This is a genomic window from Limnoraphis robusta BA-68 BA1 (genome assembly GCF_034932365.1).
GTDB classification, from domain to species: Bacteria; Cyanobacteriota; Cyanobacteriia; order Cyanobacteriales; family Microcoleaceae; genus Capilliphycus; species Capilliphycus robustus.
This window is the reverse complement of record NZ_JAYGHR010000036.1, coordinates 1-15911: the sequence shown is the minus strand read 5'-3', so window position 1 is coordinate 15911 and position 15911 is coordinate 1. Positions and strand designations below refer to the sequence as shown.

Annotated in this window: 16 protein-coding genes; 5 read left to right on the top strand and 11 right to left on the bottom strand. The window is 42.8% G+C overall.

All coding sequences use genetic code 11. The annotated features are described in order from the left end of the window. Positions 1-243 precede the first annotated feature (243 nt). The 3 genes from VB836_RS12425 to VB836_RS12415 form a co-directional block, all read right to left on the bottom strand. Positions 244-876 carry a hypothetical protein gene (locus VB836_RS12425; RefSeq protein ID WP_046277855.1) on the bottom strand — a complete coding sequence of 211 codons (633 nt, stop codon included), beginning with the start codon at positions 874-876 and terminating at the stop codon, positions 244-246. A 95-nt stretch (positions 877-971) separates the two neighbouring features. Then, positions 972-1478, bottom strand: a complete 507-nt coding sequence (locus VB836_RS12420; protein ID WP_323219605.1) for a hypothetical protein — start codon at positions 1476-1478, stop codon at positions 972-974. A gap of 350 nt (positions 1479-1828) precedes the next feature. Then, positions 1829-2677 carry a M48 family metallopeptidase gene (locus VB836_RS12415; protein ID WP_323219604.1) on the bottom strand — a complete coding sequence of 283 codons (849 nt, stop codon included), beginning with the start codon at positions 2675-2677 and terminating at the stop codon, positions 1829-1831. 165 nt (positions 2678-2842) lie between these two features. Between VB836_RS12415 and VB836_RS12410 the strand changes: the two genes are divergently transcribed. Then, complete coding sequence (locus tag VB836_RS12410) at positions 2843-3010, top strand: hypothetical protein (protein ID WP_323219603.1); 168 nt, start codon at positions 2843-2845, stop codon at positions 3008-3010. A 160-nt stretch (positions 3011-3170) separates the two neighbouring features. On the opposite strand, the gene VB836_RS12405 is transcribed toward VB836_RS12410, so the two are convergent. From VB836_RS12405 to serA, 4 genes are all read right to left on the bottom strand, one after another. Beyond that, a complete protein-coding gene (locus VB836_RS12405; protein WP_456085759.1) occupies positions 3171-3815 on the bottom strand; it encodes an ABC transporter ATP-binding protein in 645 nt (214 codons plus the stop codon). A 422-nt stretch (positions 3816-4237) separates the two neighbouring features. Then, on the bottom strand, positions 4238-5485 hold the full coding sequence (locus tag VB836_RS12400) for an FtsX-like permease family protein (RefSeq protein WP_323219602.1): 1248 nt from the start codon (positions 5483-5485) through the stop codon (positions 4238-4240). A 185-nt stretch (positions 5486-5670) separates the two neighbouring features. Then, positions 5671-6561 (bottom strand): 50S ribosomal protein L11 methyltransferase, encoded by an 891-nt coding sequence (gene prmA / locus VB836_RS12395; RefSeq protein WP_323219601.1) that lies wholly within the window; start codon positions 6559-6561, stop codon positions 5671-5673. 392 nt (positions 6562-6953) lie between these two features. After that, a complete protein-coding gene (gene serA / locus VB836_RS12390) occupies positions 6954-8537 on the bottom strand; it encodes a phosphoglycerate dehydrogenase (RefSeq protein ID WP_046278218.1) in 1584 nt (527 codons plus the stop codon). A 460-nt stretch (positions 8538-8997) separates the two neighbouring features. Here serA and VB836_RS12385 point away from each other — a divergent pair, with 460 nt between their 5' ends. The 3 genes from VB836_RS12385 to VB836_RS12375 all read left to right on the top strand — a co-directional run bounded on the left by VB836_RS12385 (position 8998) and on the right by VB836_RS12375 (position 10919). Beyond that, the gene (locus VB836_RS12385) at positions 8998-9507 is read left to right on the top strand and encodes a hypothetical protein (protein ID WP_323219600.1); all 510 of its coding nucleotides are present in this window, start codon (positions 8998-9000) and stop codon (positions 9505-9507) included. 26 nt (positions 9508-9533) lie between these two features. Continuing rightward, the gene (locus tag VB836_RS12380) at positions 9534-10055 is read left to right on the top strand and encodes a GNAT family N-acetyltransferase (RefSeq protein WP_323219599.1); all 522 of its coding nucleotides are present in this window, start codon (positions 9534-9536) and stop codon (positions 10053-10055) included. 84 nt (positions 10056-10139) lie between these two features. Continuing rightward, entirely contained in the window at positions 10140-10919 is a 780-nt protein-coding gene (locus VB836_RS12375; protein WP_323219598.1) for a photosystem II S4 domain protein, read from the top strand. A 215-nt stretch (positions 10920-11134) separates the two neighbouring features. On the opposite strand, the gene VB836_RS12370 is transcribed toward VB836_RS12375, so the two are convergent. The 4 genes from VB836_RS12370 to VB836_RS12355 all read right to left on the bottom strand — a co-directional run bounded on the left by VB836_RS12370 (position 11135) and on the right by VB836_RS12355 (position 15056). Further along, complete coding sequence (locus VB836_RS12370; protein ID WP_323219597.1) at positions 11135-11614, bottom strand: KGK domain-containing protein; 480 nt, start codon at positions 11612-11614, stop codon at positions 11135-11137. 715 nt (positions 11615-12329) lie between these two features. Then, a complete protein-coding gene (locus tag VB836_RS12365) occupies positions 12330-13511 on the bottom strand; it encodes a retropepsin-like aspartic protease (protein WP_323219596.1) in 1182 nt (393 codons plus the stop codon). Between the two features lie 45 nt (positions 13512-13556). Next, positions 13557-14435 carry an alpha/beta fold hydrolase gene (locus tag VB836_RS12360; RefSeq protein ID WP_323219595.1) on the bottom strand — a complete coding sequence of 293 codons (879 nt, stop codon included), beginning with the start codon at positions 14433-14435 and terminating at the stop codon, positions 13557-13559. A 285-nt stretch (positions 14436-14720) separates the two neighbouring features. Continuing rightward, positions 14721-15056: a DUF1815 family protein gene (locus VB836_RS12355; RefSeq protein ID WP_046279808.1), complete on the bottom strand. Its 336-nt coding sequence runs from the start codon at positions 15054-15056 to the stop codon at positions 14721-14723. Between the two features lie 771 nt (positions 15057-15827). Here VB836_RS12355 and VB836_RS12350 point away from each other — a divergent pair. Then, positions 15828-15911, top strand: an 84-nt coding sequence (locus VB836_RS12350; RefSeq protein WP_323219606.1) for a helix-turn-helix domain-containing protein, incomplete at its 3' end; no start/stop codon positions are given.

The following is a 15911-nucleotide window of genomic DNA, read 5'->3' as shown; positions in this document are numbered from 1 at the left end:
GATTCTTCAAACTATTGCAATTAATCTTTTTAGACTTTTAGGCTTTGTGTCAATTACAGAGGGTCAAAGATGGCTTAATAACAGGTGGTCTAGGCTTTGGATTTTGTTAGAATGAAACGGCCCTGCCCTTAAAAAGGGGGGTGGGGAGGCAGGAGAGTAGTATTGAAAGTCCCCCTTTTTAAGGGGGATTTAGGGGGATATTTTTAAGGGGGATAATGGGGGATCTAATTCCTTAAAAATGACTTACTTTGCGGTTGTTTTGCTGGTTTTTGTGCTATTATTTTTATTATCCGATGGGGTTGAATCGTCCGCTTCTTTGATGACTTCTTCTGAGGATTTCACGCTATAGTTTCCATCCTGACCCATTTGGATAATGCCCATAATCAGTTCTGATTGTTCGGCGCATTGTTTGCGAGTGATTTCCACATCTGCGATCGCTTTGGTGAGACTAGATATCACCGTTCTGACCGTTTTTCCATCTTGAGCTTGGGCAATTTCTTCATCGGTTAACTCGTTTTCTCGACCTTTAAAAATCTTTTCCACCATCGAAGAAATGGCGCTATATTCTTGTTTAGCTTGGGCTTTGAGTGCGACCAACTCAATCAGTTCAATCAAGCGATTTCCCGCTTCTTCAATGGGTAAAAGTTCGCGATCTGGTTCTTTCTTGGTTCTAGCCATAATAATATTATCCTCGCTTAATCCATTTTCAAAACAGTCGGGAAGTTTCCCGTCCATCCACAACTCTTCGATAATTTGTCTAGCCTTTTCTCGATCTGATGAACTGCGACCACCTCCTTCTAGCTGCACTAGAAATCCTGACCTCTTTGATTCAGGCAAGTCTAAATTATCAATGACGATAAAATAACTTTTTTTCATCCTTTTAGTTTAACACCCGCATTGACCCCAGAAGAATATTAAGTTAACTTTCGGCAAAAATCATAAAAAATTTTAATTTTTCGTGAAGATTCTATTCAGGAGTGATGAGAAACGAGAACCTGTTGAGACTCAAAAGATTTGTATTCGTCCACAAACTCAATACCCGTTGAAGCCCAACTGAAAAAATCAGGAATGAGGCGAACGAATTGCTTCATCACATCGTCATTAACCCAAAGAACAACCGGAAACTTAAAGTTGCGAAACTCCTCACGAACATGGTTCGTTGCGATCAGAAGTTGGGAAAGATGACGAACCGACTCAAAACCATAAACCATCACGCCATCGGGGGAATAAGAATGAAAATGGCGAGCTATTGTACTATACAAGGTTTCTGTTGAACTTTCTAGCATCAGTTCTTCCAGGTGAAGCTCAGGCAATCTACGCAACTGCTTGATCATCTGACGTTGCAGTTTGCTTTGATTACAACAGGCTAAAATCAAGCAAAACTGACCCTGAGCCAAAGTAATCGAGCGCACAAGCTGCCTTAAAGAACTAAGGTTCTGTGGACTGACTCGTTCAAGTGTCTCAACATAAGCTATCATAATCTATAGACCTCCAAATACAGTTCAATACATTTTTAGAAAGTACACTTGAGAGTTTCAACAGGGAAATCGTTCTCTAAAAGCAATAGCAGGCGCGACCACATATCGCCCCCTGGAGTAGAAAATCAACTAGGAATATACTCTTACTATACTTTATAGAATGATCAATCTCATAGTAGTCTATCTTTTGACAAATTTTTTGCAAAGATTGTGTTTAGGCTGATCAGTAGAGTATATTTACTGACCCTAACCCATCCCCAAGGGCTTCGGAGATCTGGTGTCTAAGAGACAGAAAAACCCGGTTTCTCAAACTGACCGGGTTTCAGGGATGTATCCCACAACGCACACCGCTATAAGAGGCGTTGCACCTTCGATTGATAAGCCGCGCTATCCATGCCCGAACCGTTATTAGTGAAGCTTGGATTAATCATGGCTTCAAGAGCGGAAATCCGGTCATTTGTGGCGGGATGAGTGCTTAAAATCGTGGGAACAGAACCTGCTTGCAGCAGTTTTTTCATAAAGCTCACGGCTGCTTGTTGATCGTATCCTGCTTTTCCCAGGTTCGTTATCCCAAATTGATCGGCTTCATATTCGGCTTTGCGACTATTGGGGCGGCGGAGTGCAAGTTCTACCCCAATTTGAACCGCCAGGCTTGCATCAAGTCCGGCTGCGGATGCTACCCCTTGAGCCACTGCCATCTGACGCATTTGTTCTACCGAGTGACGCCCAACAATATGACCAATTTCGTGAGCGATAACACTGGCTAACTCGGCTTCATTTTCAGCCGCTTTCATTAACCCAGTATTGACGTAAACAAAACCGCCCATTGTCGCAAACGCATTAATACTTGAATCATTCACCACTTGAAAGGTATAGGGAATATTAGAACGTTCGCTGGTTTCAGCTAAACGTTGACCGATTTGATTGATATATTCTGTGGCTTGTGGGTTCTGTAAGAGTTTGATTTCACTTTTAACTAATTGTTCGTTAATCTGACGACCGAGTGCTACTTCTTGTTGATTAGAAAGTGTTGTCAGTTGAATGACTTGAATCCCTCGAAAGATTAAATCTCGCCAAGAAATTGCTTGAGTTGCAGGTGCCGAACTTATCCAGATACTAAAGGCAACGGTAATCGAAATGAGAGGATAAAACCAAGGACCAGAGGAGCGTCGCTGTATGAATGAGAAAAATTTAAACATAGTCAACGGGTGTGAAAATCGTGTAGGAAAGCAGACATTCAAACCGCCTGCGATGTCATTGCTCTCCTGTGTTAAACCTGTAGACGTATTTTGTCGCCTGGAAGTTCAGGCTGCATTATTCTTGCATACTCGTCTGAACAAAGCTATCCCGGAAAATGCGGTTGAATGACTGCGATCGCTGTCTCTATTACTCGCAGTCTCAATCTACCCGGAACCGTTCAAGCTTACAGTTCAGAAAAGTACAATCACAGCTTCGTGATGGTGTTGGAAGATTTTGGTGCAATATCGCTTCAGCAAATTATTCATAATTCTGACTTTAATTTCAGTCTTTAAAAAAACCGTTATGCGTAGTGCTATAGAATATGCCATTACAACTTGATTTCGTTTGGTTAGCCAGATAAAACGATTCCCCATAAACCAATACCATGAACCAAGATTATTGTTTCCATAGAACAAGGCAAACTTAAGACCTTGCCCCAAAACTCCCTTGAACTTATTCCTGTTTAATCATGCCATCTTCAAGCTCAAGAATGCGATCGGCAACGTCTACAATACGCGGATCATGCGTTACCATTAATACCGTTGCGCCTTCTCCTTTCGCTAATCCTTTCAACAAGTCAATCACTGCTCGACCACTACTTGAGTCTAACGCCGCCGTCGGTTCATCTGCCATAATCAGAGGAGGATGACCTGCCAAAGCCCGAGCGATCGCCACCCGTTGCTTTTGTCCCCCCGACAAGTCACGAGGAAGATGCTTACCCTTTTCTCCCAAACCGACTTGTTCAAGTAAATGTTCGGCTTGTTCCCTCGCTTTGATCCCCTTAATCCCCTTAATATTCAGCGCAACCTCAATATTTTCGATCGCATTCAAAGCCGGAAACAGGTTAAACCCCTGAAAAATAAACCCAATATTGTGCAGGCGGAAATTCGCTAACTGAGAACGAGACATTTTGGTAATATCTTCACCTCGCAGCAACACCTGTCCACCTGTCGGCGTGAGGAGTCCCGCCAAAATCGAGAGTAGCGTCGTTTTTCCCGAACCACTAGGCCCCATCAACAGTTGAATATCGCCCTGTTGTACCTGCAAGTCAATCCCTTTGAGAACCTTAAAACTTTGGCGTCCGGATTGATAGGTCATCTCCACCCCTAGACCCTGAATCGCAATTGGCCTCACTGGGGTATGAACTGAGCCATCCATCGCCTGAGTAGGGCTTCTCTTTAATTTAGCCCAGTTCATTTTGGAACCTATCATATTTTTATTGTCGTCGGATGTGGGCATACAACTGCAAGCCGGACTAAGACATAAGCGCGATAATTTCTTTGAAATTATCACTTCAATTGTAGTTTGATTCTATCTTGGTTTGGAACGAGCCTCGCCTCGGCGATCAGAGTTGTTCAGGTTCAAGGGGGAATTCTCCACTGAAAAGCCAGTTGAATGCGATCACGCGCGCCATCATCCCAGTAGAAGCTAATCATGTTGTCTCAAAGTCCGAACTTCTCCCAATCTACAATCTAAATTCTTAAATGCCCAATTTCCTGTGACCCCTCAATTGTGAAAACCTATGCTTTAAATACAATCGCCGGATCAACTTGAGTCACCTTCTGAATGGCAAAAATCGCCGATCCCGCACACATGATCACCGTTAACCCAAACACCATCACAGCCGAAGTCGGCGTAATTAAAATTAAAATTCCCTGAGTTGCCGAAGCCCAACTCGTCACCCCCATACACAACGCCATACCCGGAATATAGCCCAATAACGCCATCCACAGGGCTTGCTCTAAAATCACACTATAAATCACCCGATCCGGCGCTCCCATCGCTTTGAGCGTGCCAAACTCCTTCAAGTGATCAGAGACGGACGCATAGAGAATTTGAGCCACCACGATCATCCCCACTAAAATTCCGACCCCCGCTCCCAAACTGAGAATAAATCCAATTCCAGTCCGTTGCTTCCAATAGGCTTGAGTGCGTTCAGACATTTCTTCACGAGTATAGGCCTTAACGTTGGGTAAAGCCTCCTCTAGTCGTTCTCTGAGTTCATCGATATTTTGACCCGGTTCCACTTCCACCAATACAAACGAAATCTGATCCGTCAAGGTTAACTGTTTAGGCGCTGAAGAGATCACTTGCTTTTCTGCGGGACTAATCTCATCGAAGATATTGACACATTTCAAGTCACCGTTGTCTAACTTACATCGGGTACTCGTTTGTGGACGTGCATTCACATAGGCGTTGGCATTTTTTAACGAAGTGAAAATTAATTTATTATTAATAATCGGTTGAGTAGCTTGAACCACTCCAACCAAACGAGCCTCTAAGCCCCCCAAAGTCGCGACATCTCCCAGTTGAGTCACTCCCAAGGATTGTAAATTTTTTTCATCAATGATCACACCATAGGGTTCTTTGAGGCTGGTCACTTCCCCTTGAATGACATTCCAGGGCGCGAAAAGTTTGGCTTCAGGTGTCGAACCCACCACCGTTACCGCATGAATTTGACCCGATGGATCTCGCCAACGCGCACTCCGAAAAATCAGGGCTTCTGCTTGTTTGACTCCCTTGACCTCTCGCGCTTGCAACATATACTCTAAAGGCACGGGCATCGTCAATTCCATGTGAATCATATCAGCCGAAGCGACCCAAACTTCGGCGTTTGAGTTATCAATCAGTAGAGAAGAAGACTTAACAAACCCGTTGAGAATACCGTTTTGAATCGTTACCAGACTGACCGCGAACATAATACCAGCCTGCGCTGCAATAAAACGAGGAAGATCTTCAAACAGGTTCTTACGGGCGATAGAAGCCATAACGATTCATTGTTGGTCATCAGATTCTAGATGCTAGCATACCCTAGATTTATATTCGACTTTAGTGAGCAGTGAACAGTTAACACTCACCCGTGAGCGTAGGGGTAATTCATCAAGATCCCTTACCAGTCACCCGTTATCAGTTTTTTGCCTCTTCCCTGTTGCCTCTTCCCTGTTGCCTTTAATTAAGATCGTCGAATGTTAAAACAACACCATTCTTGACGTTTCCAAAGGGTTGCGACGATCCAGCCATGTTGTTCTAAAGTATCAGCAATGGGTTTAGCTTGATCCAGTAAAATCCCACTGAGAATTGCCCAGGTTTTCGGTTTGGCGATCGCATCAAATTTAGGAACTAAATCAATAATAACTTCTGCTAAAATATTACAAAGAATCCCATCGACAGGTTCATGCACGAACTGGAGAAGTTCTTCTACGCTTCCCTGTTCTACCTTCATTTGTTCGGGAGAGATATTATTCAGCTTGCGATTTTGACGGGCTGAACGGACAGCCATTGGATCAATATCAACCGCATAGGCTTGAGTCGCCCCTAAAAGAATCGCCCCAATAGACAAAATCCCTGATCCACAGCCAATATCAGCGACAACCAGATTTTCCGGCTTAACACTCAGTCGCATTTCTACTGATTCTAGACAAAGCTGAGTCGTGGCGTGAGTGCCTGTCCCAAAGGCAACACCGGGATCGAGGTGTAATAAAATGCGATCAGACTCGGCGGGAGGTTCTAACCAAGCAGGATAAACCAAAATGAAATCGCCAATTTTTGTCGGTTCCCAATATTGCTTCCAACTACTGGCCCAGTCTTGTTCGTCAATCAGATTCCATTCAACAACCGGAAGTGAAATCTCCATACACAGAGCATCTTGACGCAAAAATAGAGACAGGGCTGCTAAATCTAATAAATGAGCCTCTTCTTCGGGAAGGTAAGCCGAAACTAGGCAGGAATGGTTTTGACTTTGACTGGCTGTTCCCCGACAGCCAAAGGTTTCCAAACGCCAGAAGACTGATTCTTCTAACGCCGGATCGCATAGAACTTGAATTTCCCACCAGCTATGTATCATGTCAATCCTACAAAATTCGGAATTCGGGAGAGTGATTGGTTTACCAACAGATGTTCGAGTCACCTAGAACCGTGCTACCGTTAGCTTGTGATTTCAGGCTAAGAATCAATTACCGAGAAAAACCCATGCTTTCAGGGTTAAGTGTTGGGTATCAGGGGTTAAATCCTCAACCCTAAATCTTAATCCCTGTTAACTGTTAACTGTTAACTGATAACCTGATAACTGTTAACTGATAACTGGTCACTGATAACTGTTAACTGTTAACTGGTCACTGGTCACTCTCTTACAAACTTTGCTCTCGACGGAAACCGCCGGGCCGCAAGTTTGCGCTGTTAACTGTTCACTGAATTACCCCTTCCGAACTCCGAATAGATTTTTAGTGCGAATTCGACCTATAGGGTAACAGTGTAAGCATCCCGAATTCCAGCTACTTTCATAATCTCATTTAAGAGACCTTCCGGTAAGGGATCATCGATGCTTAAGACCATGACAGCTTCGCCCCGGACAATTTTTCGGCCGACTTGCATACTGGCAATATTAACGTTAAAACTGCCCAACAGAGAGCCTATTTTACCAATAATTCCCGGCATATCTCGGTGTAAGGTAAATAGCATATGGTGAGTTGGTGGGACGTTAATCGGAAATCCATCAATATTGGTGATTCGCATTTCGCGATCGCCGAGTAATGCCCCTGTTACCGAATGGGTACCTAAAGAGCCTTTCGCTTCTAGATGTAACGATCCAGTATAGTCATTTGCCGCCGCATCACGAGTTTCAATCACATGAATTCCCCGTTCTTTGGCTTCAATGCTGGCGTTAACATAGTTGACTCGTTCACGCAACGCTTGAGAGAGTAAGCCTTTGAGAGAGGCAACAACAACGGGTTGACTGTTATTGGTGGCGAGTTCACCTTGAAGACGCACATCGAGAAAATCAACTCGTCCTCCGGCTAACTGACTCACCAAATTTCCTAACGTTTCGGCTAATTGTAAATAGGGCTTGAGTTTTTCCAAAGCATCGGGATACAAACCGGGAATATTCACCGCCGATCTTGCAGGTAAACCCAATAATACATCTCGAATTTGTTCAGCAACATCAACGGCGACGTTAACTTGGGCTTCTTCGGTGGAGGCGCCTAAATGGGGAGTCAGGACAATTTTTTGACCCAATTCTCGTAAGCCCGAGTCCGCTTCGAGGGGTTCATTTTCAAACACATCTAAAGCCGCCCCTGCAATTTGATTTTGTTTGAGGGCTTCGACTAAAGCCGCCTCATCGATAATTCCACCCCTAGCACAGTTAATAATGCGGGCGGTGGGCTTCATCATCTCGAAGGCTTTGGCATCAATCATGTGATACGTTTCCTTCGTTTTGGGCATATGCAGGGTAATATAGTCAGACTCTTGCAGCAATAGCTCTAAGTCTACCAAGCGACAACTGAGTTGATCGGCTCGTTCTTGGGAAATATAGGGATCGAAAGCCAGGAGTTTCATACCCATTGCTTTAGCGGCAGCCGCCACATGGGAACCAATCTTGCCCAAGCCGACAATTCCCAAGGTTTTTTTGTAGACTTCTACTCCAATAAAGTTTTTCCGATCCCATTTTCCACTTTTAGCCGATTGGTTGGCTTCGGCGATGTGGCGAGAGAGCGATAACATCATCGCTAGGGCGTGTTCAGCAGCAGCAATGGTATTCCCTTCAGGAGAGTTAACAACGACGATTCCCGCTCGCGTAGCTGCCGCTACATCAACGTTATCGACGCCTACACCCGCTCGACCGATAATTTTAAGCTGAACAGCCGCTTCTATAATTTCTTGGGTGACACGAGTGCTGGAACGGATCATTAAAGCATCATATTCTGAAATGATCTTCACTAATTCCTCGGCGGGCAAACCAGTCTTGACATCGACTTGTGCCACTTGGGAAAGGATATCTATTCCAGCTTGATCGATTGAATCGGAGACAAGAACCTTAGGCATGGTTATGCAAATGGGTTGCAACAGTAGGGCGGGAAATGCCACCCGTTGATGGTGGTCTTAACCGTTTGCAGAGATCGGATTCAACTGACTCTCCAAACGGTATTTATACCGCAGTACGTTATTCTAACTGCTTTGGGGGACTTCATCCGGCTGATTGTTGGAAAAAATTAAGCTTTCTGATTAAAAAATAATTACTTGATTGTCGGGGTGTTGTCCCCTGAACCTCAATTGGACTTGAGCTGTTAACATTCAACAAAAGCCCTTCAGAATGCCTTCTTATGACTTTCGGTAGTGGCAATCTAAAATTCTCTGTCGGGGTGGCCGGCTCAAATTTTTTGAAGTCAAATTCTTAATCTCCATGCTCCTCAATCGGATAAAATCAGGTAAAATAATACAAGACTGCCTTCTGAAAAGCAGTTGTTCAACAAACAAAAGCTGATTAAAGATTATTGTTGCATCTATGAACTATCTTGTCGCAGTATTGAGCGATCGCATATCTGCTGAAGCCGCTTATGTGGCGTTAGAAAAAGAAGGTTTCCCTACCAATCAAGTCACGATTTTAGGTAAAGGCTACAAAAGTGCTGATGAGTATGGGTTAATTGATCCCAATGAACAAGCTTTGAAACAAGTTAAATTCATGGCATCTTGGTTGATTCCCTTTGGCTTTTTGGCGGGTTATTCTTTTAGTTTGATTACGGGATTAAATACGTTTGCTTGGGCCGGAGAAATCGGTGATCATATTATTGGTGGAATTTTGGGCGGTATTTCAGGCGGCTTAGGGAGTTTAGTGGCTGGGGGAGGTGTCGGTTTGATTATTGGAGGCGGTGATGCTTTACCCTATCGCAACCGATTAAATGCCGGAAAATATCTGATTGTCGTTGAAGGATCTGAAAGTTATACTCGCAAAGCAACCAGCATTTTACGTCGGTTTGAACCTGAAAATATTCAGGGCTATGCTGCACCCAATTAATCCGTTTAATTCTCAAGGATAGGTCTATGCGTTTGCAAACTGAACGGTTAGAATTAATCCCCTATTCTCCCCAAATCATCGAAGCGGCGATCACCGATAAATCTCAAGTTGCATCGTTATTAAATGTCAACGTTCCCGAAGATTGGCCCTGGGAAGAAGTTCTCGATGCGTTCCCCGTTTTTGCCGAGTTAGCCAATGATCCAACTCAACAAAATTGGGGGGCTTGGTTGATTATTCACCGCCGGGATAAAACCCTGATTGGAGATTTAGGATTTGGTGGAAAACCTGACCCAACAGGCAAAGTTGAGATGGGTTATAATATCATAGCAGCCTATCGCAATCAAGGCTATGGATTTGAAGCAGTACAAGCATTAGTCAATTGGGCGACAACACAGCCCAATTTAAAGAAAATAGTTGCTTCTTGTCCAGTTGATCATATACCATCCATGAGAATTCTTGAAAAGTTGGGGATGAATTGTGTAGAGAAAACACCCGCACTTTTAACTTGGGAAAAAGTTGTTTTACGTGGTGAAATATTAGAGGCTTGAGACACAGTTAACCTATTTATGTTATCATAAGAGTGAAAGTAAAATTTTCTAAAACACACAGAATTTGACCTCAAAAGTTAACGAATGCTACCCAGAGAAGAACTGTTAAAAAGTGTTGAAAATCGAGATTGTATCGCACGGGTGATTGATCAAGCCGAACAAGCGATTAAAACTTGGGAAATCACCTATACAGACTTTCTTTCCCCGCCCGAACTTGCAGAGGCGAAACGCATTTTTAGCCGCTTAACCGAGGTGCAATTAGTAACCGGAGGTGGCTATCCCCAAGCGGAACGTCAACGCATTGCGATCGCTCGTGCTGAAATTCCTTTAGATGAGTCTAGCGTCGCTGTAGAAGCCATTGATATTTCGGGAAATTTTCTATTTGATACCGCTACCCATCGAGACTTTTTAGGTTCGATGTTAGGGACGGGAATTGTCAGAGAAAAAACAGGTGATATTATTGTATTAGGAGAACGAGGCGCACAGGCGGTTGTTGTTCCTGAATTAGTCGAGTTTATGGAAATGAATTTGAAACAAGTTCGTTCCGTTCCCGTTAAAACTCAACGCATAGAATTAAGTGAATTAAAGATACGTCCACCCCAGAAAAAAGAATTAACTACCGTTGAAGCGTCGATGCGCTTAGATGCAGTAGCTTCTGCGGGGTTTGGAATGTCTCGTAGCAAAATGGTGAGTTTAATTGATGGCGGTGATGTGCGGGTAAATTGGAAAGACATTAGCCAAGCCAGTTATCAAGTGAAGTCGGGAGATTTAATCGCAATTCGCGGAAAAGGGCGTTTAGAAGTCGGAGAAGTTGCGGTTACGAAAAAAGAACGGTATCGTGTTCAGTTAACGCGATATTTGTAACCAAGTTAGGGGGATTTACCACAAAGACACTAAGACACAAAGATTCCTTTGTGTTGGGTTTGGGGAGGTTTTATCTTTTGAAAGTTCGGGGGATTTACCACAAAGACACGAAGACACAAAGATTCTTTTGTGTTGGGTTTGGGGAGGTTTTATCTTTTGAAAGTTCGGGGGATTTACCACAAAGACACTAAGACACAAAGATTCGTTTGATTTCTCTATTCTTTTTGTAAATCTGATTCAAGTTGTCGAAGTTTATCAAGAGGTGATTGGTATTCGTTGGGTTCATCGGGACAAAATTCTAAATCTACTTTGATAATTGTTTGAGGATGGTAGGGACTATTAGATGTATATCCTTTATAATCTTGAGAACAAAGATTAACATCTGTTTTAATTCTTATTTTTCCTTTCTTCCAACCCAAATATCCAACTCCCAATAATTGACAATCTATGTCTTCGCTACAAGATGTCCATAAGCTTTCTTGGAGTTGGACTGATATCTTGTGTTCTATTGAATACCCTTTATTGATTTGATCTAAAATCAAAAAACTTTTTTGAGAGCTATAATAAATTTTACTCCTAACTTCTTTATAAACTAACTCTTTAAACCTTCCAACCGTAAACGTATCCTTTTCAAACAACAAAACATCCTCATCACAGGTAAGAGGTTGAAACCCATTATTGAAAATACTTTCCATAACCCATAATTCCTGAATAACATTTTTGTTTGAAACAGAAACAAAACTGCAACCGTCTCACTTGTTGGATAATTCTTTCTGCTAAACAGTGTTCCATCAGTTATTAATAATATTACCACATTAACCCTGTAAATAATCAATTCTGTAGGGGCGGGTTCTGCACAAATGCCTAATTTCATCAATAATGTATCTAAACCCGCCCCACCCCAAAAACAATTTTGAGACATCAATTCTGTAGGGGCGGGTTCTGCACAAATGCCTAATTTCATCAATAATCTATCTAAACCCGCCCCACCCCAAAAACAATTTTGAGACATCAATTCTGTAGGGGCGGGTTCTGCAAAAATTCCTAATTTCATCAATAATTTACATAAACCCGCCCCTCCCCAGAAAGAATTTTGATGCGTCAAATTCCAAAAGTTATTGATGAGATTACCAAATTAACGGTTTGACGCATCCTACTCATCTATGTATTGAATAACAAACTTCGGGTGATGTTTTCCCATTTTACTTAAAAACTTCAGATTCACGAACAAAACCCAGAAAAATCTTAGTGTCTTACTGTCTTTGTGGTATCTCTCCATTCAACACACCCCGAAAAACCCAGAAAAATCTTTGTGTCTTAGTGTCTTTGTGGTATCTCTCCATTCAACACACCCCGAAAAAATATTAGTGTCTTTGTGGTATCTCTCCCTAAAAACAAGTTTTACACCTTCTACTCAACAGGTGATAACATCAAACTTCCGTTAAAGTTGTTAGACTCATCCGTTGAACTAAACCGCCAATATTGTTCGTAGTGATTCAAAAAACTTTGTCCTAATATTCCATCAACTTCTAATAAATCTAATACCGAAGGAGATGACAAAATTACCGCTTCTAGATTATTTTGTTGATGGTGTTGAATTTTGACTTGTTCTAATGTCGAACGTTCAGCTATTTCTAACCCACAAAACCCGATGACTTGTATCTCTTGACGAGAAGCTTGATCGAGTTGTAATGTATTAGCAAGGGATGGAGAGATAAAAATGGTATCGGCTCCTGTATCTAACATAAAGGTAAACTGCCCTTGACCATTGATTTCTATTTCTGCTAACATCACTCCTAAGCGACTTTGTAGGGGAATGGCTTGTTGAATTTGGGGTGAATGGAGTTGAGACGGCGGAAGCAGTTTAAGTTGTTGCGTTTTGGGGTTTAAGTTTAGGTCAAAGTGTCGTAAAAAATCCATTCCTAATACTCCCGCAAGTTCATCGGGAATCAGAGTATTTTTAAACTCTAAACCTCTCAATTCTTCAACACGCACCCCATCAACTGTGATAGTCGGGAGTTGATGTACAGTCGCACTCATTTCAGGACAATCATCGCCTGCGACGGCTGAGGTTAACTGTTCATTTGCTATTTTTTCTCCGACTAACTGCAACTGCTGAACCATTGGGGTTGAAATCATGGTTGTAGACGCACCAGTGTCTAGCAGAAAATCGCCTGATTTGTCTTTGAGAGTCAGTTGAAGGGTGAAAACCTGACTTCCTTCTAAGTGCTGTAAGGGAATGCTAGCTTGTCCTTGAGTGCGAGGTGGAGGAAAATTTAGTCCTTTGAGTTGAACAATTGCGTTGAGTTGCTGTAAAACAGAAGAATGAGCCGTCAGGCGACTAAAGCACGAAAAATTTTCAGGGAGCAAGTCGCTCCCTCTTATTTGATAATTTTGATGGTTTGAAGTTCTGCGATCGCCAAATTCCCCAGCTATTAAGGGAAAATTTGAACCCAGAGGAATGGGTAAGCCTGTTAGAGCGTCTTCAAGTTGCTGAGAATTACAGATTGGGGGTTGACTCTGACCCTTGATGGGTAATATGATGATTGAGACGACCATCGGGAGCAAAAATCGCTGAAGATTTCGTCTCACAACTATCGCCTCTAACACCAAACCACTCCTAAATTAACGGGTTTTCTAATCTCGCAAAAACTTTAACAGTTCTCGGTTAACGGTTTGGGGAACTTCCTGTTGAATCCAGTGACCACAATCTTCGACTAATTCGAGTTTAAAAGGTGCGGCGATTAATCGGTCTAAACCCTCTAAAAGTTTATGACTAAAAAACGCATCTTCTTTTCCCCATAAGACCAGAGTCGGGGATTCAACTTTTTCAGGCGATCGCATTGTGCTAGAAAGCCAGTTGGGGGGCCACAAGAGTTGACGATAGTATTTCATGGCTGAGGTAATTACACCCGGTTTTTCTAAAGCGGCTTGATAAATTTTTGTCTCTTCTGCGCTAAAAGCACCTTTACGAATCGCTTGACCCCGTAGCAAATCGATCACAAAGTTATTTAAATTTTGTTGAATTAACCATTCCGGTAGGTTGGGAACTTGAAACGCCAAAACAAACCAACTCCGCCGCAGTTGGTCTAAATTACTCATCAACTCCTGGACAAAGCGATGAGGAGGAGGAGCGTTTAAAATCGCCAAACGGTTGACATACTGGGGAAATTTCTGAGCCATGTGCCATGCAATCGTACCCCCCCAGTCATGTCCGACAATGTGCGCCTTAGCGTAGCCTAAGCGCTCTATCAAGCCCTGAATATCGGCACAGAGGGTATCTAAGTCATAACCCGTCTCCGGCTTGTCAGAGTCGTTATAACCGCGCAAATCGGGAACAACGACTTTATAATAACGAGCGAGAGCCGGAATTTGATAACGCCAAGAGTACCAAAATTCTGGGAAACCATGCAGGAGGATCACCAGTTCTCCTTCACCTTGAGTTACCGAATGTAAACGAATGTTATTGGTCTCTACAAACAGGTGTTTCCAGTCAGACTCCAATGCTATTGCCATATACGCCTTTTTCTGATACTTAACACTGCCGTAACTGCCCGATTCATCCGTCAGGCAGAGAGATCTAGGGCAGTGTCACTTCTTCCAGATTAACATTTGGAGAGGTGTAACACCACTAACAAAATTGTATTGACCGATTAACTGGGTCGTAGCCTTGAGCATTGCTGCTCTGCTCTGAATTAGCCAGCCAATCGCTAACAAATACTTCCTGTTTGTTCCTAGAAGTGTCGGCACTGTCTAGTCTACAGGTAGATACGAGCAAGCGACTCGCCAGAGATCAGACCTTTAAGCCAGCTTCGATAACGTTACAGACGGTTCGACCTTGTACTTGACTAGGTTAGCCAGTTCTTGTAATTGATTAATCGCTTCAGCTCCTTCTAACTTCATCAATTCGCGATCATCTCGCATTTCAGTCCAAGTAATTCCGTAATCTGATACCAGGAAACGAATCAGATGATTTTCTCCCAGGCTGACCATGAAGGAGGCGCTATTCATTTGGCCCCCACAGGTATAGCAAGATGCTAAATAGCCTTGACGCTCTAACACAGTGGCCAGAGCTTGGAGACTCATCACGAGATCCTGTACAAATTTACGGTGTTGTTCTGCTAGTCTGAGAAACATATCTGCCCTCCCATCACCACACCTAAGATTTATTAAAAAAATGTAACATAATCTTAAGGTTTTGGTGTCTCAATGTTGGCACAGTATAACCTTAATTTGCTACAAAGATCATCACCATTCTGAACTCTTTTTCCGGATATCTGAAAATCATTAAACCTCTAGACCCCGGACAACAGAACCCCGAAAAACTTGATAGTCAAGACTTCTACCGGAGTGATAACAGGGATTTAACAACCTGTATCAGCCTCTGCAAGAGGTAGATTAAAATAACTAATATTATAAATATTACTTATAGTATTCAGGGATTCTACCGAACAGAAAAGGATTTTTATATAAAGCCGACTGATTACTTTAAATTTACTTATCTTTTTTTGAGGGAAAATTTAGGTTAATATTTTATTAACTTGTGTAAAGTTTCTGATCCATCTCAGGGTAGATTTTCAGAGAATTGTTGCTGCAATGCTAATTTTTAGCTGAACAAGGTATATCGGGGCAGGAGTTCAAGACAAGAGTCGGTCTCCCCTACCCAACCCGGAGACTGAGAAATAGCCGTTCAAGTTCAAGCAAGAGTTAACTGATTCGCCGTAAGTCCCCCACTGAATTCGGTACTCCGAATCAGTGGCGGGATATAAGGCGGGCGGCGACGATTGTATCTCCGACCAATGCCGTAAGGCGAGGAAAGAGATATATCAGGAGTCGCCAAATATTTGCAGAATAACGTTACTGTAATATATATATAATAGTAATAGGTCGATATTTGGAGGAGTTTAGATGAAGCGACAAGCGGTAAAAGTCAGTCTATACCCTACGGACGAGCAAATCCAGGTGTTAGCTCAACACTTTGGATGTGCGCGT

Coding starts and splice junctions, on each gene's coding strand:
- VB836_RS12370 (WP_323219597.1), bottom strand. CDS start 11,614: ATGGAAAGTATTTTCAATAATGGGTTTCAACCTCTTACCTGTGATGAG.
- VB836_RS12375 (WP_323219598.1), top strand. CDS start 10,140: ATGCTACCCAGAGAAGAACTGTTAAAAAGTGTTGAAAATCGAGATTGT.
- VB836_RS12425 (WP_046277855.1), bottom strand. CDS start 876: ATGAAAAAAAGTTATTTTATCGTCATTGATAATTTAGACTTGCCTGAA.
- VB836_RS12380 (WP_323219599.1), top strand. CDS start 9,534: ATGCGTTTGCAAACTGAACGGTTAGAATTAATCCCCTATTCTCCCCAA.
- VB836_RS12420 (WP_323219605.1), bottom strand. CDS start 1,478: ATGATAGCTTATGTTGAGACACTTGAACGAGTCAGTCCACAGAACCTT.
- VB836_RS12400 (WP_323219602.1), bottom strand. CDS start 5,485: ATGGCTTCTATCGCCCGTAAGAACCTGTTTGAAGATCTTCCTCGTTTT.
- serA (WP_046278218.1), bottom strand. CDS start 8,537: ATGCCTAAGGTTCTTGTCTCCGATTCAATCGATCAAGCTGGAATAGAT.
- prmA (WP_323219601.1), bottom strand. CDS start 6,561: ATGATACATAGCTGGTGGGAAATTCAAGTTCTATGCGATCCGGCGTTA.
- VB836_RS12410 (WP_323219603.1), top strand. CDS start 2,843: ATGACTGCGATCGCTGTCTCTATTACTCGCAGTCTCAATCTACCCGGA.
- VB836_RS12360 (WP_323219595.1), bottom strand. CDS start 14,435: ATGGCAATAGCATTGGAGTCTGACTGGAAACACCTGTTTGTAGAGACC.
- VB836_RS12405 (WP_456085759.1), bottom strand. CDS start 3,815: ATGACCTATCAATCCGGACGCCAAAGTTTTAAGGTTCTCAAAGGGATT.
- VB836_RS12355 (WP_046279808.1), bottom strand. CDS start 15,056: ATGTTTCTCAGACTAGCAGAACAACACCGTAAATTTGTACAGGATCTC.
- VB836_RS12385 (WP_323219600.1), top strand. CDS start 8,998: ATGAACTATCTTGTCGCAGTATTGAGCGATCGCATATCTGCTGAAGCC.
- VB836_RS12415 (WP_323219604.1), bottom strand. CDS start 2,677: ATGTTTAAATTTTTCTCATTCATACAGCGACGCTCCTCTGGTCCTTGG.